The organism is Prevotella sp. S7-1-8 (assembly GCF_000758925.1).
Lineage (GTDB): Bacteria > Bacteroidota > Bacteroidia > Bacteroidales > Bacteroidaceae > Prevotella.
Genome location: NZ_JRNC01000011.1, coordinates 26,910 through 52,937 on the forward strand (window position 1 = coordinate 26,910; position 26,028 = coordinate 52,937).

Annotated in this window: 21 protein-coding genes; 5 read left to right on the top strand and 16 right to left on the bottom strand. The window is 50.0% G+C overall.

Going from position 1 to position 26,028, the window contains the following annotated elements; genetic code table 11:
- The first annotated feature begins 713 nt into the window (after positions 1 to 713).
- Positions 714 to 3,923 carry a glycoside hydrolase family 2 TIM barrel-domain containing protein gene (locus HMPREF1640_RS01885; protein ID WP_036891997.1) on the top strand — a complete coding sequence of 1,070 codons (3,210 nt, stop codon included), beginning with the start codon at positions 714 to 716 and terminating at the stop codon, positions 3,921 to 3,923.
- A gap of 266 nt (positions 3,924 to 4,189) precedes the next feature.
- On the opposite strand, the gene HMPREF1640_RS01890 is transcribed toward HMPREF1640_RS01885, so the two are convergent.
- The 4 genes from HMPREF1640_RS01890 to HMPREF1640_RS01905 form a co-directional block, all read right to left on the bottom strand.
- The gene (locus HMPREF1640_RS01890; RefSeq protein ID WP_036891918.1) at positions 4,190 to 6,379 is read right to left on the bottom strand and encodes a glutamine synthetase III; all 2,190 of its coding nucleotides are present in this window, start codon (positions 6,377 to 6,379) and stop codon (positions 4,190 to 4,192) included.
- Positions 6,380 to 6,684: 305 nt separating this feature from the next.
- Positions 6,685 to 7,575 (bottom strand): phosphorylcholine transferase LicD, encoded by an 891-nt coding sequence (locus tag HMPREF1640_RS01895; RefSeq protein WP_036891919.1) that lies wholly within the window; start codon positions 7,573 to 7,575, stop codon positions 6,685 to 6,687.
- 56 nt (positions 7,576 to 7,631) lie between these two features.
- On the bottom strand, positions 7,632 to 8,672 hold the full coding sequence (locus HMPREF1640_RS01900; protein ID WP_197051470.1) for an asparagine synthase C-terminal domain-containing protein: 1,041 nt from the start codon (positions 8,670 to 8,672) through the stop codon (positions 7,632 to 7,634).
- A 204-nt stretch (positions 8,673 to 8,876) separates the two neighbouring features.
- Entirely contained in the window at positions 8,877 to 9,311 is a 435-nt protein-coding gene (locus HMPREF1640_RS01905) for an adenylyltransferase/cytidyltransferase family protein (protein WP_036891923.1), read from the bottom strand.
- Between the two features lie 170 nt (positions 9,312 to 9,481).
- On the opposite strand from HMPREF1640_RS01905, the gene HMPREF1640_RS01910 reads away from it, so the two are divergent.
- From HMPREF1640_RS01910 to HMPREF1640_RS01920, 3 genes are read left to right on the top strand one after another with little or no spacing between them, the layout of a single operon-like run.
- Positions 9,482 to 10,924, top strand: a complete 1,443-nt coding sequence (locus tag HMPREF1640_RS01910; RefSeq protein WP_036891925.1) for a lipopolysaccharide biosynthesis protein — start codon at positions 9,482 to 9,484, stop codon at positions 10,922 to 10,924.
- A complete protein-coding gene (locus tag HMPREF1640_RS12495) occupies positions 10,921 to 11,826 on the top strand; it encodes a glycosyltransferase family 2 protein (protein ID WP_052051664.1) in 906 nt (301 codons plus the stop codon). Before HMPREF1640_RS01910 ends, HMPREF1640_RS12495 begins: the two co-directional genes overlap by 4 nt.
- Before the next feature lie 4 nt (positions 11,827 to 11,830).
- Positions 11,831 to 12,850 carry a hypothetical protein gene (locus HMPREF1640_RS01920; RefSeq protein ID WP_036892001.1) on the top strand — a complete coding sequence of 340 codons (1,020 nt, stop codon included), beginning with the start codon at positions 11,831 to 11,833 and terminating at the stop codon, positions 12,848 to 12,850.
- Between the two features lie 81 nt (positions 12,851 to 12,931).
- On the opposite strand, the gene HMPREF1640_RS01925 is transcribed toward HMPREF1640_RS01920, so the two are convergent.
- The 12 genes from HMPREF1640_RS01925 to HMPREF1640_RS01980 all read right to left on the bottom strand — a co-directional run bounded on the left by HMPREF1640_RS01925 (position 12,932) and on the right by HMPREF1640_RS01980 (position 25,177).
- Positions 12,932 to 13,597: a carbohydrate-binding family 9-like protein gene (locus tag HMPREF1640_RS01925; protein ID WP_369699815.1), complete on the bottom strand. Its 666-nt coding sequence runs from the start codon at positions 13,595 to 13,597 to the stop codon at positions 12,932 to 12,934.
- A complete protein-coding gene (locus HMPREF1640_RS01930; protein ID WP_036891927.1) occupies positions 13,588 to 14,679 on the bottom strand; it encodes a phosphotransferase enzyme family protein in 1,092 nt (363 codons plus the stop codon). Before HMPREF1640_RS01930 ends, HMPREF1640_RS01925 begins: the two co-directional genes overlap by 10 nt.
- Before the next feature lie 130 nt (positions 14,680 to 14,809).
- Positions 14,810 to 16,243, bottom strand: a complete 1,434-nt coding sequence (locus tag HMPREF1640_RS01935) for a DUF6080 domain-containing protein (RefSeq protein WP_036891930.1) — start codon at positions 16,241 to 16,243, stop codon at positions 14,810 to 14,812.
- A gap of 3 nt (positions 16,244 to 16,246) precedes the next feature.
- A complete protein-coding gene (locus tag HMPREF1640_RS01940; protein WP_036891933.1) occupies positions 16,247 to 16,651 on the bottom strand; it encodes a GtrA family protein in 405 nt (134 codons plus the stop codon).
- Positions 16,614 to 17,261 carry an HAD-IB family hydrolase gene (locus tag HMPREF1640_RS01945; protein WP_036891935.1) on the bottom strand — a complete coding sequence of 216 codons (648 nt, stop codon included), beginning with the start codon at positions 17,259 to 17,261 and terminating at the stop codon, positions 16,614 to 16,616. Before HMPREF1640_RS01945 ends, HMPREF1640_RS01940 begins: the two co-directional genes overlap by 38 nt.
- Complete coding sequence (locus HMPREF1640_RS01950) at positions 17,251 to 18,171, bottom strand: decaprenyl-phosphate phosphoribosyltransferase (RefSeq protein WP_036891938.1); 921 nt, start codon at positions 18,169 to 18,171, stop codon at positions 17,251 to 17,253. Before HMPREF1640_RS01950 ends, HMPREF1640_RS01945 begins: the two co-directional genes overlap by 11 nt.
- Positions 18,168 to 19,118, bottom strand: a complete 951-nt coding sequence (locus HMPREF1640_RS01955; protein WP_052051666.1) for an acyltransferase — start codon at positions 19,116 to 19,118, stop codon at positions 18,168 to 18,170. The genes HMPREF1640_RS01950 and HMPREF1640_RS01955 overlap by 4 nt, the downstream gene beginning before the upstream one ends.
- 183 nt (positions 19,119 to 19,301) lie before the next feature.
- Positions 19,302 to 20,411 (bottom strand): acyltransferase, encoded by a 1,110-nt coding sequence (locus HMPREF1640_RS01960; RefSeq protein WP_036891940.1) that lies wholly within the window; start codon positions 20,409 to 20,411, stop codon positions 19,302 to 19,304.
- A 35-nt stretch (positions 20,412 to 20,446) separates the two neighbouring features.
- Positions 20,447 to 22,273: a phosphoethanolamine transferase gene (locus HMPREF1640_RS01965; RefSeq protein ID WP_197051472.1), complete on the bottom strand. Its 1,827-nt coding sequence runs from the start codon at positions 22,271 to 22,273 to the stop codon at positions 20,447 to 20,449.
- A gap of 641 nt (positions 22,274 to 22,914) precedes the next feature.
- On the bottom strand, positions 22,915 to 23,541 hold the full coding sequence (nadD, locus tag HMPREF1640_RS01970) for a nicotinate (nicotinamide) nucleotide adenylyltransferase (protein ID WP_052051665.1): 627 nt from the start codon (positions 23,539 to 23,541) through the stop codon (positions 22,915 to 22,917).
- A gap of 59 nt (positions 23,542 to 23,600) precedes the next feature.
- A complete protein-coding gene (gmk, locus tag HMPREF1640_RS01975) occupies positions 23,601 to 24,191 on the bottom strand; it encodes a guanylate kinase (RefSeq protein WP_036891942.1) in 591 nt (196 codons plus the stop codon).
- A 110-nt stretch (positions 24,192 to 24,301) separates the two neighbouring features.
- Entirely contained in the window at positions 24,302 to 25,177 is an 876-nt protein-coding gene (locus HMPREF1640_RS01980; RefSeq protein ID WP_036891944.1) for a YicC/YloC family endoribonuclease, read from the bottom strand.
- A 103-nt stretch (positions 25,178 to 25,280) separates the two neighbouring features.
- Between HMPREF1640_RS01980 and tsaB the strand changes: the two genes are divergently transcribed.
- The gene (gene tsaB, locus HMPREF1640_RS01985; RefSeq protein WP_036891946.1) at positions 25,281 to 25,973 is read left to right on the top strand and encodes a tRNA (adenosine(37)-N6)-threonylcarbamoyltransferase complex dimerization subunit type 1 TsaB; all 693 of its coding nucleotides are present in this window, start codon (positions 25,281 to 25,283) and stop codon (positions 25,971 to 25,973) included.
- Positions 25,974 to 26,028: the final 55 nt, after the last annotated feature.

Consider the following 26,028-nt stretch of genomic DNA (forward strand, 5'->3'; position numbering starts at 1 on the left):
TTTTTCACAATGAATTGATAGACATGCTTTTGCGCTCTTTTGGCATTCGCACGGCTATACAAAGTTTTCCGGGGACTCTGCCTTTAGTGCTTATTCGGGCTGCCTTTAAGGCTTAACCACAGGGCGAATGGACCCCATTCAACGTGCGTCGAGGCCTTATTCGCCGTGCCAATAGGTGCTAATGGCACGCCGATAGCTGGTTTGGGGGCGAGGCGATGGCCAAAAAACATCCTGATTTTATCTTTTCATCTTCTAAAAGCCAAGAGTTTGCGCAGCTTGTTTTGCATCCATTTTTTTGACATATTTTGGTTTCTCTTATGGCTTTCGCGACTTTTTGGGGAGGGATGGCAAACAAAGGGGAGAGCCATTCCCATTTGTAATGTCACTTTTTTGCACCTTAAAAATTGTTTAATCCATAGCCCATAGTTAAAATTGTCGTATCTTTGTAATTAAGGATGGGTGTTTCAGCCAGCTATCCGCCCTTGTCGTACAGAGAATTTACAAAACCTAAACATCATGAATAAATTGTCAACCAAAGTTTTTACAGTGGCCTTTGCGCGCGCTCTCCCGGCATGTGCCATAACGGCCAAGAGGCACGCGCCGTAACCGATCGTGCCTATTGGCGACGTCAGACTTGCGAGATGGCTCGCCTAATGTTGGAAAACATGCATAGGGGGGAGTTGCAAATTAAAAAATACTTATACTCTAAAACAATGAAAAAAATATTGATGGCAATGGCCTTGATGGCCCTGTCGCTGAATGTGAACGCTGCCACATGCGCAAATGAGACGACGCTGGCGGATGGCTCGCGGCCCACATGGAACGAGTGGCACGATTTACAGGTCAACGCGGTGAACAGATTTAAACCGCATACACAGTTTTTTGCTTACGAAAATGAGGCTTTGGCCATGAAAGGCGAGAAAGCCAACTCAAAAAATTTCTTGTCGTTAAATGGCACATGGAAATTTAAATGGGTGCGTCATGCCAATGAACGCCCCACGGACTTCTATAAGACTGACATGGACGAGTCGGGCTGGACGACCATGCGGATGCCTGGAATGTGGGAGCTAAATGGCTTTGGAGATCCACTGTATAAAAACATCGGGTTGGCATGGAGTTACCAGATTAATTGGGAAAAACCGCTCGACGTGCCCATTAAAGACAACCACGTGGGTAGTTACAGACGGATGGTGGAGATACCGCAAAACTGGAATGGCAAGCAGGTTATAGCCCATTTTGGCTCGGTGACGTCAAACATGTATCTATACGTAAATGGTCAATTTGTGGGCTACACGGAAGATTCCAAGGTCGCCGCTGAGTTTGACATCACGAGATACGTGAGGCCCGGCAAGAACTTGATAGCCTTTCAGACCTTCAGATGGTGTGACGGCTCGATGTGCGAAGACCAAGATTTCTGGCGGCTATCGGGCGTGGCGCGCGATAGTTATCTCTACGCGCGCAACCCAAAGGTGCAGGTAAGCGACATCCGTATTACCCCCGACCTTGGCAATAACTACGAGGACGGCGAACTGTTAATCAATGTGGATGTGACGGGCGATCCGGTCATAGAGTTCAAACTGCTCAATCACAACGACATTGTCGTGGGTAAAACGGTGGGCAATTTCCGTAAAATGTCTAACGGCACGGTGCGATTTGTTGTGAGAAACGTGAAGAAGTGGACGGCGGAGACTCCTTATTTGTACACGCTGTTGGCCGTGGTGAAAGACACCAGAGGCAACGTGACAGAGGTGATACCGCAGAGAGTGGGCTTCAGGAAGGTGGAGATAAAGGACGGACAGTTTCTCGTCAACGGCCAACCGGTGCTCATCAAGGGCGCCAATCGCCATGAGATGGACCCTGACGGAGGCTATGTGGTGACCCGCGAGCGCATGATACAAGATATCAAGGTGATGAAACGGCTCAACATCAACGCCGTGCGCACGTGCCATTATCCGGACGACCCTGTGTGGTATGATCTTTGCGACGAGTATGGACTGTATGTCACCGCCGAGGCAAACCAAGAGGGACACGCCTTCGGTTACAAGGACGATTCGGAAACCAAGAAACCTGTTTTTGCCAAGCAAATACTTGAGCGCAACCAGCACAACGTGGAAATGTACTACAACCACCCTTCCGTGGTGGTGTGGAGCTTGGGCAACGAGACGGTGGATGGGCCGAACTTCACGGCTGCCTACGAATGGATTAAGTCGGTGGATCAAAGCAGACCAATACACTGGGAGCGCGCGGGGATAGACGGAAAGAACACTGATATATTCTGCCCTATGTATTACAGCCACGCCGATTGTGAGCGATACGCCCAAGACACCACATACACTAAGCCTCTCATTCAGTGCGAATATAACCACACCATGGGCAACTCGGGAGGAGGATTGCTCGAGTATTGGGACTTGGTGCGCAAGTATCCGAAGTTTCAAGGAGGTTACGACTGGGACTTCGTGGACCAAGCTTTGCACCGAAATCCAGACTTCAGGTACGGCCGAACGGTGGCCGACTATGAGGCTATCGCCGCCAAATACGAGGCTGGCACGGGCAATATGTCTCCGCTTTATACATACGGAGGCGACTATAACAAGACGGATGGCTCTGACAACAACTTCAATTGCAATGGCTTGATCGGCCCTGACAGGCAACTGAACCCGCACGCTTATGACCTCGCGTACGTGTACCAGAATGTTTGGGCCGAGCCAATCGACCTGAACGAGGGTAAGATAGCGGTTTACAATGAGTATTTTTTCCGCGACCTTTCCAATTACATCATGGAATGGACACTGCTGAATGATGGCAAGGTCGTGCAGAAAGGCGAGGTAAACGAGCTTGACGTGGCACCGCAAAAAAGGTGCGCGCTCACACTGCCTTACCATGTGCCGGCAACGGGAGAGCTGATGCTTGACGTGGCGTTTAAGCTCAAGACGGCCGAGCCGCTGATGGCCAAGGGACAAACGGTAGCCTATAGGCAGATGGCCGTCAGGGAGGTTAAACCGACGATGCAGCCCATCCAACCCATGGAGGGCAAGTTGAAAGTGAAAACCGACAGAAAGCAAAACACGTTGACAGTAACCGACAACGATGGCCTGGAAGTGGTGTTTGGCAAGTCCACGGGCTTGATGGGCAAGTATCGTGTGGGAGGAGTCGACTTGTTAGGCGAGGGGGGGCAGATGCGTCCTAACTTCTGGAGAGCGGTGACCGACAATGACATGGGTGCGCGGTTGAATCGTAAGTTTAAGGCTTGGCGAAATCCGGATATGAGCCTTAAGGCCATCTCCTCTAAAAAAATGAGTGATAACGTCGTGTGCGTGAGCACCGTCTTTGATATGCCATCGGTGCAATCCACGTTAAAAATAGACTATACCGTTCATGCCAATGGCGTGATAGATGTGGTTCAATCGCTTGTCACCACCAAGGGAGCGGACGTCGGGGCGCCATTGAGATATGGCATGTTGATGGAGCTGCCCTATGAAATGGACAAGTCGGAGTTTTATGGTCGTGGACCGATAGAGAACTATGTCGACCGCAAGGAAAGCCAAATGGTGGGTATCTATGAGCAGACAGCCGACGAGCAATTTTATCCTTACATACGGCCGCAAGAAACGGGAACCAAGAGCGACATACGCTGGTGGAAACAGCGCGCGGCTTCGGGCAAGGGATTTTGCGTTACCGCGGACGGCCTGTTCAGTGCCAGCGCGTTGCACTATGGCATAGCCGAGTTGGACGAGGGGGATGACAAAGGGCAGCGCCATGCGCCCGAGTTGCGTAAAAGCAAGTACACGGAGTTGTGCTTTGACCTTGCGCAATTTGGTCTCGGTGGTGAGAATAGCTGGGGGGCATGGCCGTTGCCACAGCACCGTTTGGGCTACAAAGACATGACGTTCAAGTTCCGCGTCACTCCGCTAAGCGCCCAATAGTCATCAAGGCGTGCGTGGAAACGCAGTGCCGTGTACGACAAAAATGGGAAAAGCTATATTGTGAATATTGTTAATAACAATGACCAAGCCATGGAAACTCAAGATGGCAGGGCCATCGTCAACATACCCTCCAAGGCGTTTGTGGTGGTTAAGTTTTAAACTGGCTCAACCCTGACGTTCGCTCATTGGCGTATGTTCGACACAAAAATAACGGGAGATGCCATTTCGTAGAAAGAAGGCTTCTCCCGTTAAATAGTTTGCGACGTTTAGCGTATGAAAAGTAGTTCGCGATATTTGGGCAGTGTCCAAAGGTCGTCAGAGACTATCAATTCCAACTTGTCAATCTGATAGCGTATCTCCGTCATTTTCGTTTCCACGGTGTCATGGTAAGCGATGGCGCGCTCGCGCGTGTTTTCTATTTTGTTGGCCACTTTGCGCGCGTTGACCAAATTGACAACCCCCGTTTCTATTTTTTGTGTGCGTTCGGCTATCTCGCGTATCAATTCTTTGTTGCGAGCCGTGAGCGACGTGGCCTCGCTTTGGTCGAAAATGGCGAACATGTGCTGCACGTTCTCGGCCAACTGGCTCTGGTAATGCGTGGCGACTGGTATGATGTGGTTCATGCTTAGATCGCCCATGACACGTGCCTCAATTTGTATTTTCTTGATATAAGTTTCCCATTTCACCTCGTTTCGAGCGTACAACTCGTTCTCTTGCATCACGTTCATGTTTTCAAACATGGCGATAGACGCTCGGTCTAAATAACGGTCGTAGGTAAGAGGGCATGAGTTTTCGGTGTCGAGGCCACGCTTTTTAGCCTCTTCTATCCATTCCTCGCTGTAGCCATTGCCCTCAAAGTGGATGGGGTTGCACGTTCTTATATCTTCGCGTATCACGTCAATGACCGCGTTGGAGCTGTCTTCTCCTTGGGCCATGAGGGCGTCCACTCGAGCTTTGAAGTCGGTTAGAGCTTCGGCTACGGTGGTGTTTAGTACGATGAGGGCACATGCGCAGTTGGCCTCCGAACCCACTGCACGAAACTCAAAACGGTTGCCCGTAAAGGCAAAGGGCGACGTGCGATTGCGGTCTGTATTGTCAATGAATAGTTCTGGTATCTCTGGTATGTCGAGCACCATGCCTTTTTTGCTCGAGAAAGAGAACAAATCCTCCTTGTCCGCTTTCTCAATGTGGTCAAGAAGATCGGATAGTTGCTTGCCGAGAAACGAGGAAATGATGGCCGGCGGAGCCTCATTGGCACCCAGACGATGGGAGTTTGTGGCCGACATGATAGACGCTTTGAGCAGTCCGTTGTGTTTGTATACAGCCATGAGTGTCTCGACAATGAACACTACGAAGCGCAGGTTGTCCACCGAATTTTTACCCGGAGCGTATAACTGTATGCCGTTGTCGGTGGACAAACTCCAGTTGTTGTGCTTGCCGCTACCATTGATTCCTTTGAAAGGTTTCTCATGGAGGAGCACCCTGAAGCTGTGCTTGTGGGCCACTTTTTTCATCAGTCCCATGAGTGCCATGTTGTGGTCCACGGCCAAGTTGCACTCCTCGAATATAGGTGCCAGTTCAAACTGGTTGGGAGCTACCTCGTTGTGGCGCGTCTTGCAGGGTATGCCCAATTCCAAAGCCTGTACCTCAAGGTCTTTCATAAAGGCCTGCACGCGTTCGGGTATGGCTCCGAAATAGTGGTCATCCATCTGTTGGTTTTTGGCCGAGTCGTGCCCCATGAGTGTGCGTCCGGTAAGCATGAGGTCGGGTCGGGCGAGATAAAGGTCTTCGTCCACCAAAAAATATTCTTGTTCCCAACCAAGATTGGTTTGCACTTCTTTTACCTCTGGATAGAACAGTTGGGCCACATTGGCGGCCGCCTTGTTCACGGCGCGCAACGAACGTAGCAGCGGCGCTTTGTAATCGAGGGCCTCGCCGGTGTATGAGATGAAAATGGTGGGAATGCAAAGGGTGTCATCCATGATGAAGACCGGCGACGTGGGGTCCCATGCCGAATAACCGCGCGCCTCGAAAGTGTTGCGAATGCCGCCTGACGGAAAGCTCGAGGCGTCCGGCTCTTGCTGCATGAGCAGTTTGCCAGAAAACTCTTCTATCATGCCCCCCTCGCCGTCATGCTCCACGAAAGCGTCGTGTTTTTCGGCCGTTCCCTCTGTCAATGGTTGGAACCAATGGGTGTAATGTGTCACGCCATTCTCCTCCGCCCATTGTTTCATGCCTTTGGCCACGGCGTCGGCTATGCCCCTGTCTAATCGCTCATGATTGTCGATGACATTGACAAGTTTGTGGTAAACATCCGAAGGGAGGTACTTGTACATTTTGCGACGGTTGAACACTTTTTGCGCAAAATATTCGGAAGGACGCTCTAATGGCGCGACCGTTTCCAAGGGTCGTTTGTGAAAAGCCGCTGTAACGGCTGCTAATCTTAAATTTGACATTAACTTGCACTTAATATTAAATCAAGTGCAAATTTAAGCTATTCTGCTCAAAATAACGAAACAATAGGTTTTAAAATGTTATGCAATATGGTATATCTCCGTCAATATGATTAAATTGACGCATGCGTAAAAATGAACAGTGTCTTACGATACCGGTATGTGGGCGTAAGTGTGGGGTGTGTTGGCAGTTTTAAATAACGGTGTTTACGAGTGGTTTGGCGGGTGCGTTGGCAATGCCACGTAAAGCTCTAAAACATTATGCGCAATTGTAAATGAGGGCATCGGGAACGCTGGCCGTGGCAGGATTACTTTCTCTTTTTGATTTTTTTCAGCACTTCCTCCAAGCTCTCCCGTTTCTTTAAGTTTACGTATGCGATATTGTGATGAGGGTGTCTCTCGTTTTCGGGAGGCAACTGCGTGTAGTCTTTAAAATAGTTGTTGAGCCAGCGGGTGTAGTCTTTGGGGATTGCAACCTGCAAGTCTTCATAGGGTAGGAGCGTGCTTTCCTCGATCCACTCTTTGGGGATAACCTCGCTCGCTCCATATCCCGGAGGATATTTCACGATAAGTTCCATGTCATCATAATTGTACGCATGGGTTATGTCGTATAGTTTCCTTAAAAACTTCTTGCGGTATCCGTCGCGATTGAGACTCAAAAGAAAGTAATGAACGAGGTCCTTGATTTGTCCACGCTTCAGTTTGCCCTTTATTCTCTCCCATGAATAAAAAGAAGAGGCTACCGTGAAGCGGTTCCAATATTTGACATATTTGTGACGCAAATGGTCAGAGATGCTTTTGTCGGAGACCATCCCGTCATAGACAAAGATGTCTATATACATACCAAGGACACACTTGAAATCTTCGCTTTCCAACAAGGTGGTTTCCTTGTTGCACATTTTATAAAACGGAAGGTAATAATTGGGGGTGTTGAAAGGCGACACAATCTCATATTTCCCCATGTCTTCATGCTTGCATATTTCGAGCAGCTTTTCAAAATCAGGACGGGGCATTACAACGTCAATGTCGTCGTCCCATGGTATTATGCCGTGATGGCGAGCCGCTCCAATGGCAGAACCGTAGGCTATAAAATAGCGTAGATGATATTTCTCGCACAGTCGTATATAGTATTTTAGTATGTCTGTGATACATTTACACCATTGCTCTCTCAATTCGCCTTTTACTTCTATCCGATTCATTTTTGAGGATTTATGTATTTGTTTTGTCGCCTTTGCCTTGGTGATGCTTTGCCTATTCAGGCTTTTTCAGGCTCGTAAATGTTCAGGAAGGTCTCCGCGCACCACAGTTGCCACTTCTGGTTACCTGTCAAAGCGCTCATGTCTATGTCGTTTTTGAACTCTTTTCGCTTTGGGCCTTTCCAATCTTTGAAAATCATGTCTACGGGTCTTGGCATTGGGATTTTATCGGGAATAGGGGTCTCGGGATATTTCAAAGCGTAAAGATTGCGAATAAGATATTTGGGTTCTCCGTTCCTGACACGTTTTAAGTCTAATCGGTCTGTCATTACAAGGCGTGCGTATGGGTCGTAATAATCCAAGCCTGCTGCGCCAAATGCGTTCAGGTAAGAGCCTGAACTCTCTATGGAGAACACCTCGTCCATGAATTTGAGATAATCTATTTTGTTATCAGGCAGGCGATAAGTTTCGTACAAATCCTTTACGCTCTCGTCGGGATTAGTCAGCACTGACGCTGGCTCGAGAAACGTGTAGCGCTTGGCAAAGGCGTCAAAAGTCCAATCGCGTGATATCAATTGGTCCATGCCGCCAAAGATGAGGTCAGAGCTCTCGCCTACAACCATCATCGTCACGCCATCGGATTTGGCTGCCAACGCGGCTTTATATATTTGTGGCTCGATGGAATGTACGGGCGCGCACTTGCGTTTCATCACGACAGGAGCTATCTGTTGATAGTCTTCAAGGGAAATGTCTATGTAATGATGAATTAGCCCATACTTCTCGCAATAATGGTCCGAGCGCGCGGCATCTTGGTTGAACACATCTGTTCCATGCGCTGTAAATGTATAGGCATGGCTTCCTGGACGAAGGTATGAAGCAAGAATTGCGCTGTCCATGCCACCGGAAAGCAGGATGCCGATATTGGAATGGCGGGAGTACAAGTTGTCGAATTGCTTTCGTATCTCCCTGTCTATGTCCTCGGGTGTTTTTACTCCAATTTTTTTGTCGTCGCTTATTGGTTTGAAATGCTTGTGTTCCATGCCTTGGTAGAAGTTTACTCCCTCTTTGAATATGTATCTGTAAGCAATGTATGAACTCAAACAAAAGTCTTTATTTACCATGATTTTTATATTAAATATTGTATAAACGCTTTTGGGGTGGTGTAAAATTGTGTGGCGAAAATCATTAATATTTTGTTTCCGAGCCTCTTGGGGCAACTTTGACAAGGGCGATTGTCCTCATGCTAATGGTTTTGACACTTGGTGGCTTGCGGTTTTTGGGAATTTGTAAAAGACCGTGATTTTTTATTTTAAATCTTCTAAATTATCCCCTCTGATAGCATCGAGAGCTTTGCGAATCTGTGTGGAGGAAGTGCCTTGGGTATATGGAAAATAAATGATACGAATACCGGCCTCGTCAAATTGCTTCTCGTATTCTTGCCATTTGGTCGTGGCATACCAGTCGTCGCCAACAAAGAGTATGGACGCTCCTAATTTTTTGCATGCTTCAAATTTGTCCATATCGTATTGTGGGACTACCGCGTCGACATATTTGCAACTGCGAATGATCTCAATGCGATCCTCAAATGGTATCATCGCTTTTTTCCCTTTGTAAGCAACAAGCTCGTCAACCGTAACTCCTACAATTAGTTTGTCGCACATCCCTTTTGCGTTTTTCAAAAGGTTTAGATGCCCAATGTGGAAAAGATCGTATACTCCTGTTGTATATCCTATAACCATTTATTTAATGTTGTCGTTATTTTATGAAAATTCCAATAAGGTTATTCCCTGTCGCCCCAAGGCGCCAAACCTTTTGAGGAATTGGTTGAATTTTGAGTTACAAAAGTAGTGTTTTATTTTGAGAATTAAACAATTCATGCTACATTTGTTGTTTAAAAGTGTTGATGTAGATGGCAAAATCATTAAAAGAGAAGACGGCAAACGGTCTGTTCTGGGGCACGGTGAACAGTGGCGCGACCCAGATGCTCAACATTATCATCGGTGTTTTCTTGGCCCGACTGCTCTCGCCGGCCGATTATGGGGTGGTGGGCATGCTGGCCATCTTTGTCGTTATTGCTGGCAATTTGCAGAGTAGCGGGTTTCCCAACGCCCTAATCAATCTCAAAAATGCCACCCATGCCGACTATAACGCAGTGTTTTGGTTTAACATCCTGACCAGTGTAGCCATCTATGCGATACTTTTTGCGGGCGCTCCCCTTATTGCCGCATTCTTTCACGAGCCCACTTTGCTACCGCTGTCACGCTTTATATTTCTCACTTTTGTCGCCAGCGCTTTTGGCATTGTGCCCAATGTGATACTTACCAAAGAACTCAAGATTAAGCAATTGGCTATCGCCGGAAACGTGGCTCTCATCGTTGCGGGTGCCACCGGATTAGCGCTCGCGGTGCGCGGGCATGGCTGTTGGAGCTTGGCTTGGCAACAATTGGTCTATATCTTGGTGCTCAACCTGTTCAGATACTATTATTGTGCGTGGCGACCCACATGGCGTTTCAGCTTTGAACCCATCAAAAGGATGTTTGGTTTCAGCGTGAAAATGCTTATAACTATGATTCTCAACACGTTGAATAACAATATACTGACCTTTGTTTTCGGTCGGCTCTTCACGGCAAAAGTGGTTGGCAATTTCTCCCAAGCGTATAAATGGAATACCATGGCCTATTCTTTTGTGGGCAATGCGGTGCAGCAAGTGGCTCAACCTGTTTTGTCATCGCTCACGGATGACGATGCCAGCAGAGAGCGGCGAGCGTTTCGAAAAATGACGCGTTTTGTGGCTTTGCTCTCATTTCCTTGCCTGTTTGGGTTGGCCCTTATTGCCCAAGAGTTTATCATTACGCTTTTGGGTGCCAAGTGGAGCGATGCCGTGCCATTGATGCAGATACTCTGTGTGGGTGGCGCTTTTATGCCTTTCTACACCCTTTATCAAAATCTTGCCATCAGTCACCAGCGCAGTGACATCTACATGTGGTGCAATTTCTTTCAGATTGTCACCCAAATGGCACTCATCTTTCTATGTTACAAGCAGGGCGTGCAGTTCATGGTTGTCGCCTTTACGGCGCTCAATATAACATGGTTGATAGTGTGGTTTATGGCCACGCGCCGTCTTGTCAACATTCGTTTTGGCGAGTTCGTGCTTGACATTGCGCCCTTCATGCTCATTGCCGCGGGTGTCATGGCTTTGGCATATATGGTGAGTGTGCCCATAAATTCGCTTGTTTTATCGATGTTGGTCAAGGTGGTGACGACAATAGCGCTCTATATTGCCATGATGAAGGTGTGCAGAGTGAAGATTTTTGATGAGTGCCTCAACTTTTTTTTTAAACGCGACAAATGAAAATATCCATCATTATCCCGGTATACAACAAGGCTGAGTATATAGAAAAATGCGTGGCAAGTTGTCTTGCCCAAACCTTTGCCGACTTTGAGATTATCGCTGTTGACGACGGAAGCAAGGACAATGGTGGCCAGTTGCTGGATGCCATGGCTCTCGAAGACCATCGCTTGTGCGTCATCCATACTGCCAATGGCGGTGTGACAGCCGCCCGAAAGGTGGGATGGGAGCAAGCGCAAGGGGAGTGTGTCAGCTTTGTGGACGCGGATGACGAACTGTTGCCCGACGCCCTGCAACGACTGCATGGCGCCATGGCAGAGAGCGGATCCGACGAGGTGATTGGCACGTATGTCAATCAATACGGCCGGCTGTTCTCCACCCATCGCAAGGGATGGGTGGGGCACGACTTGTTGTTGAAGGAGATATTGGCCAATAGCTCGCGTTTCTGCGTGCTGTGGGGCGTTCTTTTCAAGCGCGAGTTGCTCGCGGGATGCCTTGACACGCCACGCGTTATCAGGACGGGCGAGGATCGCCTCATGCAGGTGATGGTGTTGATGAGGGAGCCTCGAGTGTATTTCATGGACGAGCCGGTGTATTACTACAATATGGATATTCCCAATGATCGCACGCTCAATGTTCCGGAGGAGCGGGCCTATGACAAGTTGCTCCGCGAGGTGTTGGCACCTAAATGGGATAGGTATAAAGACTATTATGTGTTGAGACAGCTCAAGCAATACGAAAAATTTGTGGACCAAAGGCGTTTTGGCGAGTTTGAGGATTATTACCAATCGCAACTTGACGGCAAACTCAATGGCGATATTCCGTTGGCAGACCGCATGGCCTATATGTTGCCGCCGCGGTTGGCCTATTACCCCATACATTGGAGAAAACATTTAAATGACTGATATTATGAGACATCCTGCCAAAATAGACATTGCCGTGTTAATGTTGTTTTTCAATCGTCCGGATACCTTCGGACAGGTTTTTGCCGAGGTGAAAAAGGCTCGTCCGTCGCGCCTGTTCTTGTACCAGGACGGACCTCGGGACGACAAAGACATGGATGGTATCATGGCTTGCCGACGCATTGCCGAGGATATCGATTGGGAATGTGACGTGCGTCAATGTTATCAAGAGCGCAACTACGGTTGCGACCCTTCTGGCTACATGTCGCAAAAGTGGGCTTTCTCTTTGGCCTCCAAGTGCATGGTACTCGAGGATGACGTGGTGCCGTCGCAGTCTTTCTTCCCGTTTTGCAAGGAGATGCTTGACAGATACGAGCATGATGAGCGCGTGACGATGATTGCCGGGTTTAATGTTGACGAAGTGTCGGCGTCCGTTCCGTATGACTATTTCTTCACGTCGGCGTTCTCTATATGGGGCTGGGCGTCGTGGAGAAGAGTTGTTGACCAATGGGACGCTACTTATAGTTTTCTTGACGACAGTTTCAACATGCTCCAATTGCGGTCGGTGCTGAGGCAAAGAGGTTTTAGGCGCGATTTCATCAAGATGTGCCGAGACCATCGGCAGGCTGGAAAGCCGTTCTTCGAGAGTGTTTTTTGGTCAGCGATGCTATTCGGTTCGGGGCTCGCCATCATGCCGTCAAAAAATCTTGTGAGCAATATCGGGCTGACGGAGAACTCCACTCATTATGCTTCTGATATGCGAACCACGCCACATGGATTGCGTCGCATATTCACAATGGGGCGTCACGAGATTGATTTTCCGCTTCGTCATCCCAAATATGTCATAGAGTACGTTGACTATAAAGACCGCCTTTATCGTGTCAACGCATGGGGACATCCACTCGTCAAGGTGGGGCGGTCGGTGGAAGAGCTGCTCTTGAGCCTGCGATATGGACAATTCGGCAAGATTGGCAAGGCCATCAGGCTACGTGTCTCTAAATGGATGGGTAGGGCCAAGCATGTTTGAGGCTTAACCTGTGGTACGGGTTAAGCCTCCATGCGGTTATAAGTTGATGGCGCGACGCTCGCTCGTTCCGCGCTCACGTCACTATTCAAACGACAAGTCGCCAAAGTAGTCGGGGCGATGAAAATCGGGCTTGGCTATCTCAATGGCGTTCCAAGACAAGAAGTGAGGCTTTTCCAAAGCGTCGCCACACTTGTAAAAGTTGGCGCGATAATCCTGCCCACTCACAGTGCCAATTTGATGGTTAAAGAAGGTAGAGGTAGGAATGATGAGGGCTAACTGCCACTCGCATCTACCCTTTCGCTCTTCAAAGGGCGCCCTGCCCAATGTTGTCCACCTGTCAATCTGCCTTAAAACATGTTCAGAGGCCAATGCTCGCGATTCCCTTCCTTGGCCACAACCCACCAATAACGTGCCCGCGCAGTTGCATTCCACGTTGTAATAGGGGCCGTCCGGGGTGGGCTGGAAGAAAAATTCACAACAAGAGTCTTCCCACACATGCCCGTTATCTTGAGCGGCCAAAGCTCTAACGCTGTCTTCAGACACACGATAGTGCAGGTATATGGTGTCGTTGTGATGCCCCATCCTGAACGATGCCTTCGGTGTATAGGGGTAGTCTGCGGCCCAATTGGCGTTGTCGATCAGCTCGAATGGAATTTGCTCGGCATCCATGATGGCTGGTATGTCGGCGGCGGCAAGGGGCTGCTGCGATATTTTTTTTATGGTCAGGCGTTTCATATCTATAAACATTGTTTGATATAAGCGTTCATCTCAGGCTCGTGTTCGCATACATTGCGGAATAAACACAATTGGTTTTTGGCTCGCACAAGATTGTGGTTGGCGTACGATGTCTTATAATAGGTGTCGCCATTGATATAGTCGGCAAGAAATCTTACGCACTGCATGTAGGGGAAAAGTTTGGCCGCGTAGGGCAAGTTTTCTATCTCGATGGGTTCCAAGAACACTTTGGCCGATTCAAGATACCCTTTTGTGAAGGCCTCGAAAATATCCATTCGAAAAGCGATTTTGTCGTATTCGGGGGAGTCTTCGGCAACGGTGTTGGCGGCCGTTCGCAGGAAATCGCCATAGTCTGAGAATATAAAGCTTGGCATGACGGTATCCAGATCGATAACGCAGAGCACCTTGCCATCCTTGTCAAACATCATGTTGTTCACCTTGGTGTCGCAGTGGCAGATGCGCTTTTTGAGTTTTCCGTCCCGGTAATAGCGCTCGGCTTTGCACATTTCCGCCTCGTGTTCTTTCAGTTCGGCCAAGATGTCGCGCACCTCTTTCACCCTGCCCACGGCGTCATTGTCTACCGCTTGGCGCAGCTGCCTTGCTCTAAGCTCCATGTTGTGGAAGTCGGGGATGGTCTCGCCCAATTTTTCGGGCACGTCTACCAACATTGACTGGAAATTGCCGAAAGCTTTGCCAGCGTCATAAGAATTTGCGGGATTGACGGTCTCGTGTGTCTCGGCGTCGGGTATGAACAATGATACGCGCCAGTATTTGTTATCGGAATCTTTGAAGTATGTCTTGCCATTGTCGGCCGTGACAAATCTCAACACCTTGCGATCGATATCCGTTTCACCTTTGCTTTTTAGTTTCTTGCGTATATGGTTGGTTACGGTTTCTATATTGTGTTGTAATAAATCAACGTCTGTAAATATTTCGTTGTTAATGCGTTGCAACACATAGCTTGGCGCGTCTTGCTCCCTTGTCCTTACCAGGAAGGTGTCGTTGATCAAGCCGTTGCCAAGTGGCGCAATGCTTTCAACGGTGCCTTTGATGTTGAATTGAGCGATAACTTTCGACAATTTGTTATTTTCCATGAAATATAATTTTAGTGATTAGTATTGGGTATAGGTTTAAAACGATGATACAAAAATAACGAATAAGGCTGAAATAACAAAACATGTACTCGGTAATTTTGTCTTTCAGCCTTCATCTTTGTTTTGGAGTCTATGTGAAATATTGTACAACAAGCGTCGCGTTGTAACTCCATAGGTATATCGTGAGCAGGGTCAATATGGCAAGCAGCGCGTGTCGTGCCACCCCCTGAGAGCGTTTGAGCAGGCAAGACGTGGCTATGGGGATGGCGTAAATCCAATGGGCCGACATGATGTAAACCTCGTTGATGCCAAATCCCAAACCCATGTGGAGCAACATGTCAAATCCAAAAAAAGACATCACAAGCCACAAGAAGCGTGATCGGGCACCCGCTATGACGCCGCAAACGAATAGCGATACCACGATAAGCTCTATGCAATAAAAATACCATGCGCCATATTTCACGATGAGCGGACGCTGCACTAACGTGTCTTCCAACAGGTGCTTGCTGTGCAATTGTATAGACTCTCCGAAGAGATTTTCAACGATTGTCTCCCAACGAGAGGTTGTTCCGTCGGTCCAACTCATAAACTCGCCTTGGGCGATGGGCTTTCCTTTGTTCACCATCCACGCTTTTTGATGGTCTCGTTTATATTTCGCGCTAATTTTTTGGTTGATGTATTGGTTCACGTTCGCCCTTATTTGTGCCGTGTCTGTGAGCTTGGTGGTATCCCTGTACTGTGTGTACACCTTGTCTCTCCATGCTTTGTCTTTCTTCATCTTGGCCTCTTTTCGGGCCATTTCGGCGGGCCACACAAATTTGCGATATTCGAATCGGGCGAACAACCAGATGAGGAGAGAGGGCGCGATGACAGCCAGAAGCAGGTATTTCAAGCGGAAGAACCGCTTGCCATTGCAGAAAAGGGCGGCCATGAAGGTCTTCAAGCCATTGTTGAGCGATATGCCAGCCGTGAGCGCGAAGAGCAAGACGGTTTGCCAAATGGTGAGCGCGCGGCGTTTTTTGATACATGTTCCGCTTATGTACAGTGTCATAATTAGCGCTGGCATGGACATGGCGAAGTGGTCAGGCGAGATGAATGTCACCATGACGTAAGCCATGGAGAAAAGGTAATAAGACATGACGATGGTCTCTATGCGCTTCAAGCCGATAATCTCGCGCAGGATACGATACATGAACGCGAACGAGTAGCAACTGCACAGCAGTTGCGACGCCCCCATGACATAGATGGCGCAGTTGTGTCCCGTGAGCCAAGTCAACGCTTGGTTGAGCAGATATGGCGGGTACATAAAGAACGCCAACAGTGGGTGACGGTACACGTTGTAGAACGTTCCCCAATCGGTCAGTACAAGATAGCTCAACGGGTCGAAGCCCGATATGCGGAAGTGGGCTATCACCATCTTTCTGAAGTCGTCGGATATAGGCGTCAACGCGTCACTGTAAGCGTAGATAGGAAGCGCGATGAGCGCTGCCATGAGTAGCGTCGCGACCATGGTAGGTATGCGCTCCTCTTGTTTTAAACGGAATATGTCAAGTATTTTTTTCATAATTCAACGTCTCATGAAATGTCTAACCAATATGAAATTGACGGGCACGCAGATGGCAAACATGGGTATTGGGGCCAACGATTTGGGTGTTCCAATATAGATAAAGCACGCTAACGATGCCGTTTGTAATAGATAATTGATGGCGTGGCACAGCGCGAACCATGCTCCGCGCTTGGCGTTTGGCTTGACGCGGAACGTGAAGAGCGCGCTTGCCATGAAGTTGAACGCGAAGCTCACGACATAGCCCACTGTGTTGGCCACCGTGGCGTGCGTCCATGTCAAGAGCGGCAAATAGATGCCATATTGTATCAATGTGGCCAACGCGCCTACCGCGCCAAAGCGTATTATCTCGCCCATTCTCTGTCGCTTGTCAGTTCCTGAATGGTTTGTAGTGTTTTCTGTCTGCATAGTTGAGCATTTCTTTGTCGCCCCCGCTATCGCCAAAGGCGGTGATGTCATATTCCTCCCGGGGCTTGGTGAGCGCCGCTTTGACGCGTCTCACTTTCTCCATGCCATAACAATTTGGGGTGGAAAACTCGCCCGTGACGATGCCGTCTCGCACTTCTATCCGCGTGCCCAATATTGTAATGTCGCTCGCGTCTTGTTCGCCGGCTCGTTCTTCAGGCGCGGTGAAGAATGGCCTCACCCAGTTTTCCACGCTTGCGCTCACCACCATCACCTTGGACCCGTTGTCCAAGGCCCGGCGCATGGCATCTTTGGCCTTGGGGCGTATCAACCATTCCCGGCTGTCATTGGCAAATCGCTGGCACAGTTTGTCAAAGTCGGCCAAGCGCGTTCCCTTGAAGAAATATGAAAAAATGCGTCGCTTGGCCTTATGGTTGGGGTATAGGCGCAGCAGCATCAACGCCAAAATGGGTGCGTGGAGCATAAATCCACACAGCGTTCTCACATTGCCCTTGGCATAGCGAATGAACGCCACGAAAGTGTCTTTTGTGGTGATCGTGCCGTCAAAATCGAACAGCGCGAGCTTGGTTTTGGTTCTCGGCTCAGAAAACATAAATAATCAAGATGAACGCGACGAACCACGCCGCCACAACGAGTTGCACAAAACGGTCTTTCAATATCACTTTTGTGGGGTTGCCACTTTTTTTCTCTACCACCGCTATCTGGATGTAGCGCAGCAGTCCCACCAATACGAACACGCTGGTGAGATATAGGTTCTCGTTTCCAAACTGCGCTATCACCTCCGGGCTTATGGTGTACATGATGTAGCATACCAATGTCACGGCGGCGGTGATGGTTATGGCTTGGTTGATGAACGTGAGGTTGTAATGTATGGTGTTCTTGCGTGGTGGCTCTCCCGTGGCTTCCATTCGGACCACGTCGTCACGCCGTTTGGCGAAGCTCATGAACAACGTTAACAGAAATGTCATGAGCACAATCCATTTGCTCAATGTTATGCCCGTGGCCAAGCCGCCAGCCATTAGCCGGAGCACAAAGCCGAACGCTACCAAGCAAACGTCGATGATGGCGTATTGTTTGAGCTTGACGCAATAGGCTATGTTGAGCGCCACGTAGAACAACGCCACCGCGCCCACGCTGAGACATGAGTGTAGGCTGGATGGGGGGCATGAGCCAAACATGCCGTATAGGGGCGCCAACGCGGCCACGCAGCATGCCGAGAGCGCAAGCGTCAGCAGCATCAGGGCGTAGGCTTGGCGCAAGGAAACCGCCCCGGAGGCTATCGGCCGTGTGCGCTTCACGGGGTGACGACGGTCGTCCGGCGCGTCGATGATGTCATTCAGGCAGTAGATGCTCGATGCCACGAAGCAGAAAACCCAGAAGGTGACGAAAGCCGCCGACATGGCCTGGGGGTCGAGCAACCTGCCGCCAAATATCACAGGACCAAAGACAAAGAGGTTTTTAATCCACTGTGTGGGCCGTGCCAGTCTGATGTAATGCTTCATTTTTTTTTCGTTTTAAATATTTTTCCTGTCAACCGCGAGCTTGCCAGCCACAATGCCCAAGCCAAAGGGAGCGTGCATGCAAGGCACGCGAGGAATGTGATCCAGTAGCTCCAATCCGCGGGCAGGCGCCTTAATACGAAATGGGCGTGTATGAGGTATGTCTCCAAGCTGATACTTCCAATAAACGCCAAGGCACGTCTTGCGCCCCTGCCTATACGCCTCAAGGCGGTGCCCAGCAGCCATGTGCCGCATACGGTGACAGGAATATAGACCATTCGTTCTATAAAAAGCGGAAATTTGCCGTGCAAATTTTGCTCCATGTATATACTGGTGCCCATTCCGATGAGGACGACAGCCAATAGCAACCACGCCGATGACAGGGGGACGCTGTGTTTTTGCCGCACGCTTTCGCCCATGCCCAAGCCGATGAAGAAGATGGGTACCCTGCTCCAGAATATCTCTAAATGCCCCACGGCGTTATGGATAGGGGCTACCCATTGCACAGCCACGCACCACACAACCATCGCCACGGGCAACCAGCGGTACGTGGTGTCGCGCTTGATAAGGTTCATATAGGCAGGTGCGAAAAGGTAGAGCGCCATGGCGGCGGGTACATACCAAAACGTTAATTCGTCGTGAAGCCAGAAGTCCCAGTTGATGGTGATGTCGCCGACGAGGTCTACCCACGCCATCGTGTCGCCCCCCCTGAACCGCGGTATGTAGTAAAGGCTGGCCATGAGCAGCCATGCCGGATAGACGCGGAGGTACCTGCGTTTGAAAAAGTGTTTGTAGTTTGGGTTCTTGGTCCATGAGAACCATAGCCCCACGCCACTGAGAAAGAAAAATATATCCACGCCGATATTGCCCATTCTGTGTAGTCCAAAGAACGGGTCGCGTGACGAAAGGGGCACATGGAACAACATAATCATCAACATGGCAAGTCCCATCAGCTCTCCTCGGTAGGCGCTGATGGCGGCCAATGATAGCCGACAGCCATCCTCGTGGGCGTTTTCCCAAGATGGTGTCTTTGAATCGTGACACTGTGTGGCGTGTGTTTTCATGTGCTGTGTGGCGTGATGTTGTCGTGGCTGTGACATGTGTCGTTTTTGTAGCTGGAACCTTTTGTCGTCTTATCCCATCTTTATTTTTTTCATAATCTCATTGACAAGCCATGCCGCGCCTATCGAGGCGATGGTGTAAAGCAATAGCCCGGCGTAGGTGTCGCCATGTTGGGATATGGGTATGAATACTTTTCGTATCGCGGGGTGGACGACAAACAGGGCTGCCGATACGCCACCCATCCACTGCAATGCTTTCCAAATGGTGTCGGTCACGACATTGGCAGGCACGCTCTTCAATGATTTTACAAAATAGACAGCGGCATAGCACACCAGCGCGGGCACCAGCATCCAGCCCCAAAAGTTGTTGCCGAAACCAACTACGAAAAACGTTGTGACCACAAGCGACATGAGCAATGCCACCGTGGAGAGGTTCACCAAGATGACCCGTTGGCCGTGGCGCGCGAACAGCAGCCCCATTCCAAAGGGCAGCATGCCGCCCATGAAGTTGTACCGATAGCGATTGAGAGCCTCGCTTTCAGGTCCAAGACAGAGCTGGCCGCCAATGCAGAGAGCCATCAATGTCACCGTCCAAGCCCAGTGCCGTCGATAGAGCAGCAGCCGGTACACAATGTAGAGCTGGAGCATCAGCCCGAAAAACCAGTAAGGTCCTGGCCAGATATTCTGGTCGGGTTCTGGCAAAAGGTTGTTGAACATGCCCAATTGCGCCACGATTTGCAGCGTGGAGTAGTGCCATCTGCCGGGTGTGATGGCATCCACAAAGACAAAGCACGCGAAGCCCACGAACATCATTTGGAACAGTTTGAGATAGTGCTTTTTGACAAACATCCACGTTTCGCCAACGCCGTCATGGCCTTGTGCCGTGGCGGTCGATGTCGCGCCATACTTGCGTTCCAACCCATAGGCACTGAGAAACAAGAAGATCGGTACGCCGTAGTGTCCGAAAAACGACAGTATGTGCATAGGCCACAGGTAGTCGGGGTTGCTTGCCACTTGCGAGAACCAGTCCGCGTTGCGCTTGAAAAACTGATATTCGTTCTCCTTCACCACGGGGCCGAGCCAGTGGCAATAGTTGTGCAAGAAAATGCCTATGATGGCCAATCCTCGTAGCGCGTTGCACTCGGCGCGCGAGAGAAGCGCGACATTCATTTTGTATTTCATGACGATCTGTGATAATGGGATGATGGCGGTGGCGTTTATTTCCGCTTGGCAGACTCGGCGTAGTGACGTTCTCGCAAATAGTCATAGTCGGTGGTATTCTTCAGTATGCGAGGCCTTCGCTCATCGTACTCGGTCGAGAGCAAGTTGTATTCGGGCCTGTAGTCTTTGGTCTTGATGCCGGCCAACCACAGCATCATGTGTGGCAGGGCGTCGGTCATAAATCGCTTGTCTTTGGCTTTTCGGATGGCTCTGTACACGTCTCTGTGCCTTTTCACGTATTCGCGTGAGCAATATATCCAGAATGGGATTTCAAATTCGTAGTGAGCCAATGGCCAGTCTATGGCTGCGCTGTGGTTGCGACAGATGAAATTTCGCCCCGGTTCGTAGCATTCCTCGCCGTGGTCTGGCATGTAGATGACGATGGCCTCCTTGTGTTCAAAACGCTTGATGATGGCGTCCACGATGGAATCGTTGTAGAGCACGGCGTTGTCGTAGTCGGCGATGATACGCCGTTTCTTCTCGTCGAGTTCCGGTCGCGTCTTCGCATACGCCTCTGGCCCGAACTTGCGCTGTGCGTTGGGGCATCGCGTGCGGTAGTTCACGTGTTGGCCTATGAGATGGAAGATGATGAGGTTGGGGTTGTCGTTGGTTATCTCTCCGCGTTTCACTAATCGGTCATAGTCATCGAGCAGTCCGTCATCATATTGGTGTGTCTGTGTGTTGCGGGTGTCAAACTGTGCCTTGCTCAGTGTGGCGTTGTTCAGGAAAAAGCCGCCAGAGAAATCGTATACGGCGTCTTTGGCCTTGGGCAGGAATTGGTTGGTGAGAAAGCTCACATGGTATCCAGCCTTGCGAAATATGGCCGGGAAGAGCGGATAGTCGCACCATTCACCTTTCTGGCCCACTACGTGTGTGGAGAGCACGTTCTTGAAGACGAAGCTCGTGAGGTTCCAGCAGCTCACCACGTCGGTGAACTTGGTGAGCAGTCCGCTGCGCTCGCGTCTCATTTGGCGCGGCGTGGTCTTGAGATAGTAGCCGTATTGGTAGCTGTGCGCCTTGCCATAGCTCTCTCCGATGATAAGGACGATGGTGGGCGATCGCCGCGTGCAAGTGTCCACCGCTATCTTCTCGTTAGTGGCGATGCACCGTCCTATCTGCTTGTCGGCCAGCGAATTGCTGTAAATGCTGAATGCCAGGCGGTAGATGGGCAAGTAGAGCACGGCGTGATCTTTCTCGGTCAGTATGTGCTCCACGGTGCCGATGGTGTCCGCGGTCATCAGCCTGACAGTCTCTTTTATATTGTGCCAGCTTGTGTTTACGCTCAGCGCCAAGAGCGCGGCGATGGCCACGCCCCCCGCGTAGTCCAATTTCCACTTGGTGGCCTTGGCGTCTATGGCCATGAGCCACGCCCTGGCCGTTTGGCGCGCGCGTTTGCTCGGCAGGTGGAAGAAGTGCCGACGCGCTACCCATAGGGCATGAATGAGGATGAGCGAGAATATCCAGCAGAGGGGCGAGAAGAGAATGTCTACGTTGAGAAACGCCCGAATAAAATCGCCGGCTTCCCTGCTATCGGTCTCGTTCACGAGCATGAGCATCGTGGGATTGAGCGTTGAGGCGAATTTCCAAAAGCAGTATATGTCAATGATAGACACGGTGTAGAGCACGACGTAGAGCAACCGTTTCAGCCATGTGCGTATCTTGTGGGGAAAAAGCGCGAGTGCCGCGCAGGCGCAATAATCAAACAGGAACAGCTCCAAATAGATATTCTCGTATAGTGTCGCGCCTTTATGGTGGGGCAAAGTGAGAATGGCGCTCAGCATCCCAAGCGCATACATCATCACGAAGAAAACGCTGTTCTTCATGATGGGTTTCAGCAATAGCGACGCCACGCGTCTCAAAGTCTTCACGAATGCTTGTTTTATTATTTTTTGCAAAAATAGTATAAAAATAGGAGATAAACAATGCACATGCCCTAAATTAACGCGAAAGAAGTGTCGCCAAGCGTGCTTTGGCTTGTTTTGACGCGTTGGGTGAGATATGATGGAGGTGTTGAAGGGACAGGCATGCCCAAGCTGAAAAATATTGACAAAGTGTTTCCCGTAAATCGTGTGTTCGCTGTCGGTGTTGGCTTTGCGCGCAAATACACGAAAAATGCGAGTTTTTTGTAAAGCCTTGTCTTGCGGAACGTTATGACGTCTTGGCGTTTTTTCGTGCGCGAAAGTTTTCTTTCGGGCTTGCCATTAGTGCTTAAAGCTGTGGCGAATGGGCCTTGGTCGCAACGTCAATGAGACTTAATCGCGGACTCAATGGGCCTTGAACGTGGCGCGATTGGATAGCGTTCGTGGTTTGTCGACAAAATCGAGGTGCCCATAATGGCGAGAAATTGCCAAGAAACTGATTTTTTTCGCGCTAAAAGACAGGTTGTGGAGGATGCTTTTTTTGTGATATTATTTTGAAAAAATGGAGATTTGCCAATGTGTCTTTACATTCTAAAGGTGTGTGCTTACCGATACAGTTTTTGCACCATTGGCAAGATGGCGTCAGGCACTAAACCGTCTATGGGCTGTCTCGCCTTGACGCGACGCCTTATCTCTGTGCTGCTTAGAGGGTAGAGCTGTGTGTCGACGAGGTGCGCGTTGGGAGGCAGCTTGGAGCGATCTATGGGATAGCCCTTGCGTGGATAGACCGCTATCTCGTGATGCGAGAGTATGTATTGTGGTTCGGCCCAGCGGTCGAATGCCAGCCAGTTGTCGGCGCCGATGATAAGGACGAATGTGCGTTCCGGATAGTCGGAGGCTAAGTGCTTGAGCGTGTTCCACGTAAAAGAAGGCTTGGGCAGGTGGAACTCGTAGTCGGAGGCTTTCAGTGTTGGCTCTGTGGCGAGCGCGCGGCTTGTGAGATCGAGTCGCGCGCGGTCGTCTAAAAGTTGGGTGTCGTTGGTCTTGAAGGGGTTGAGAGGCGAGACCATGAGCCACACCTCTTCCAAATGGGCCGCTTGGAGTATTTGGCGCGCCAACGCAATGTGCCCCACATGAATGGGGTTGAAGCTGCCGCCGAACACCCCCGTGCGCAACCTCTTGTCGTGGGTGGTGGCGCGTGTGGCGAGCGATGTCGGCGCGATGTCGTTCATAAGCGTGTGGATAAATATAAAGCTGGGTGCCTGCCGATGGATGACAAGGCGCAAGACAACTATTTTTTTAAAAACTCGCTGACTATCCCATAGGCCTCTTTTTGGGCTTTCGCAAGGTCGTCGTTGACAATGACGCGGTCAAAACGGTTGGCGAAGGTCATTTCGTAGGCCGCCTTGTCCAGCCGCTGCTTGATTACGTCTGGCGCGTCCGTGGCCCGTCCCTCCAAGCGGCGGCGCAGCTCGTCGACGGATGGCGGCTGAATGAATACGCTTAGCGCGCGGTCGCCGTAATAGTCCTTGATGTTGCAACCTCCTTTCACGTCTACGTCAAACACAACGTTTTGGCCTTTCTCGCGCTGGTTCTCGACCTGCGATTTCAATGTGCCGTAGAAACGGCCGGGGTAAACTTCCTCGTACTCCAAGAACTCGTTTCCGTCTATCTTGGACAGAAACTCATCGGTCGAAAGAAAGAAATACTCCACGCCATGTCGCTCGGTGCCACGCGGGGCTCGGTTGGTGCACGATATGGAGAATGCCAGGCGCAACTCGGGGTGCTCGCGCATGAGATAATTGACGATGGTGCTTTTGCCGCTTCCGCTGGGTGCGCTGAAGATGATGAGTTTGGCGTTTGGCGTGTTGTTGGAGTTCATAGTCTATGATGTGAAGGGTGGATGGGTGGTTTGATGTCGGGCACCGTGACCGTTGTCGTATGGTGTCGATGATGCCCGGGTGAGGATGGCGATGGTTGGGGCGGGTGTGTTTATAGCACGTTGAGTACCTGCTCCTTGATTTGCTCTAACTCATCCTTCATCTTTACCACGATGTTTTGCATTTCCGCTTGGTTGCTTTTAGAGCCGGTGGTGTTTATCTCGCGTCCCATTTCTTGGGCGATAAAGCCTAATTTTTTGCCGTTGGGCTGCTCTTCGGCCATGGTCTCGCTGAAATATTTAAGGTGGTTGGCCAGTCGCTGTTTCTCCTCGTTGATGTCAAGCTTCTCGATATAGTAAATGAGTTCTTGCTCGAGCCGGTTTTTGTTGTAATCCACTTCGGGTATTTGCCTCAACCCATTGATGATATTTTCTTTTATCTTGGGCACTCGGCTTGCCTCGAATGGTTCTATCTCTTGGAGCAACCGGCTGATGTTGGCAATTTTTTCGTTGAACTTTTTCTCGAGGGCGGCGCCTTCTTGGCGGCGGAAGTCTATCGTCTCGGCCAAGGCTTTGTCGATGGCTTGGCTCGCCATGCCCCACTCCTCGTCGTCAAGTTGCTCGGCGTCTGTCTTGAGAAGCACGTCGGGCATGCGTAGCAACGTGGCGTACCAATCGGTTGGCTCGGGTATGCCGGTGCGCTCGGAGATGGTTTTTATCTGGTTGTAATAATTCTCAACAAGCGAGGCGTTGATGGGAGTGGCGTCTACAAGGTCGCTTTTTTCGATCCAAATCGAAAAGTCTACCTTCCCTCTCTTGAGCCCTGCGGCAAGTTTTTGGCGTATCTCCATCTCTCTCTCCCGGTAAAGCGGAGCTATGCGAACGGAAAGATCCAAGGACTTGCTATTTAATGATTTTATCTCAACGTTGATTTTCTTGTCTCTATATGTTACGACAGACTTGCCGTAACCGGTCATTGATAGTATCATAGTTTCTTGCAAGTTAAATTTCTGCAAAAATACAAAAAATGCAGGAAAAAAGAGTAAATTTGCAATTTATTAATATTATTCGATAGTAAACGAGGAAAAAGTTATGTCTTGTATATTGCATATTGATACGAGCACCAACGTGTGCTCTGTTGCCGTAAGCGACAATGGCGCGTGCATTTTTGAGCAAGAAGACCATTCTGGCCCTAACCATGCCGAGAGGCTCGGCACGTTTGTCGACGAGGCTTTGTCATACGTTGACAACCACGCCATACCGTTGGACGCGGTGGCGGTAAGCTCCGGTCCTGGTTCGTACACGGGGCTTCGCATTGGCGTTTCGATGGCCAAGGGCGTGTGCTATGGACGTGGCGTTAAGCTCATCAGCGTGCCTACGTTGTCGCTGTTGTGTGTGCCGGTGCTGCTTCAGGAGAGGATAAAGGAGGAAAACGCGTTGTTGTGCCCCATGCTCGACGCTCGCAGGATGGAGGTCTACGCGCAGCTTTTTGACCGCTCTCTCAAAGAGGTTAGGCCCATTCACGCTGATGTCGTGGACGCGGATACGTACAGGGAGTTCTTGGATAAGGCCCCGGTCTATTTCTTTGGCAATGGGGCTCGTAAATGCAAGGATGCCATAGGCCATCCCAACGCCCGTTTCATAGACGGCGTGGAGGCGTTGGCCAAGAACATGTTGCCATTGGCGGAAAAGCGGTGGGCCGACGAAAGGTTTGAGGACGTGGCCTATTTTGTGCCATTCTATTTAAAGGATTTCGTGGCTAAACAACCGCGTAAATTGTTGTAAGGCGTCACGTCGACTTTGTGACGAAAGGTCGTTGAGCGAAAATAAAGTCTCATTT

Excerpts from the sequence above, each read along its gene's own strand:
- HMPREF1640_RS01885 (WP_036891997.1), top strand. The coding sequence starts at position 714 with ATGAAAAAAATATTGATGGCAATGGCCTTGATGGCCCTGTCGCTGAAT.
- HMPREF1640_RS01890 (WP_036891918.1), bottom strand. The coding sequence starts at position 6,379 with ATGTCAAATTTAAGATTAGCAGCCGTTACAGCGGCTTTTCACAAACGA.
- HMPREF1640_RS01895 (WP_036891919.1), bottom strand. The coding sequence starts at position 7,575 with ATGAATCGGATAGAAGTAAAAGGCGAATTGAGAGAGCAATGGTGTAAA.
- HMPREF1640_RS01905 (WP_036891923.1), bottom strand. The coding sequence starts at position 9,311 with ATGGTTATAGGATATACAACAGGAGTATACGATCTTTTCCACATTGGG.
- HMPREF1640_RS01910 (WP_036891925.1), top strand. The coding sequence starts at position 9,482 with ATGGCAAAATCATTAAAAGAGAAGACGGCAAACGGTCTGTTCTGGGGC.
- HMPREF1640_RS12495 (WP_052051664.1), top strand. The coding sequence starts at position 10,921 with ATGAAAATATCCATCATTATCCCGGTATACAACAAGGCTGAGTATATA.
- HMPREF1640_RS01920 (WP_036892001.1), top strand. The coding sequence starts at position 11,831 with ATGAGACATCCTGCCAAAATAGACATTGCCGTGTTAATGTTGTTTTTC.
- HMPREF1640_RS01925 (WP_369699815.1), bottom strand. The coding sequence starts at position 13,597 with ATGTTTATAGATATGAAACGCCTGACCATAAAAAAAATATCGCAGCAG.
- HMPREF1640_RS01930 (WP_036891927.1), bottom strand. The coding sequence starts at position 14,679 with ATGGAAAATAACAAATTGTCGAAAGTTATCGCTCAATTCAACATCAAA.
- HMPREF1640_RS01935 (WP_036891930.1), bottom strand. The coding sequence starts at position 16,243 with ATGAAAAAAATACTTGACATATTCCGTTTAAAACAAGAGGAGCGCATA.
- HMPREF1640_RS01940 (WP_036891933.1), bottom strand. The coding sequence starts at position 16,651 with ATGCAGACAGAAAACACTACAAACCATTCAGGAACTGACAAGCGACAG.
- HMPREF1640_RS01945 (WP_036891935.1), bottom strand. The coding sequence starts at position 17,261 with ATGTTTTCTGAGCCGAGAACCAAAACCAAGCTCGCGCTGTTCGATTTT.
- HMPREF1640_RS01950 (WP_036891938.1), bottom strand. The coding sequence starts at position 18,171 with ATGAAGCATTACATCAGACTGGCACGGCCCACACAGTGGATTAAAAAC.
- HMPREF1640_RS01955 (WP_052051666.1), bottom strand. The coding sequence starts at position 19,118 with ATGGGACTTGCCATGTTGATGATTATGTTGTTCCATGTGCCCCTTTCG.
- HMPREF1640_RS01960 (WP_036891940.1), bottom strand. The coding sequence starts at position 20,411 with ATGAAATACAAAATGAATGTCGCGCTTCTCTCGCGCGCCGAGTGCAAC.
- HMPREF1640_RS01965 (WP_197051472.1), bottom strand. The coding sequence starts at position 22,273 with ATGAAGAACAGCGTTTTCTTCGTGATGATGTATGCGCTTGGGATGCTG.
- nadD (WP_052051665.1), bottom strand. The coding sequence starts at position 23,541 with ATGAACGACATCGCGCCGACATCGCTCGCCACACGCGCCACCACCCAC.
- gmk (WP_036891942.1), bottom strand. The coding sequence starts at position 24,191 with ATGAACTCCAACAACACGCCAAACGCCAAACTCATCATCTTCAGCGCA.
- HMPREF1640_RS01980 (WP_036891944.1), bottom strand. The coding sequence starts at position 25,177 with ATGATACTATCAATGACCGGTTACGGCAAGTCTGTCGTAACATATAGA.
- tsaB (WP_036891946.1), top strand. The coding sequence starts at position 25,281 with ATGTCTTGTATATTGCATATTGATACGAGCACCAACGTGTGCTCTGTT.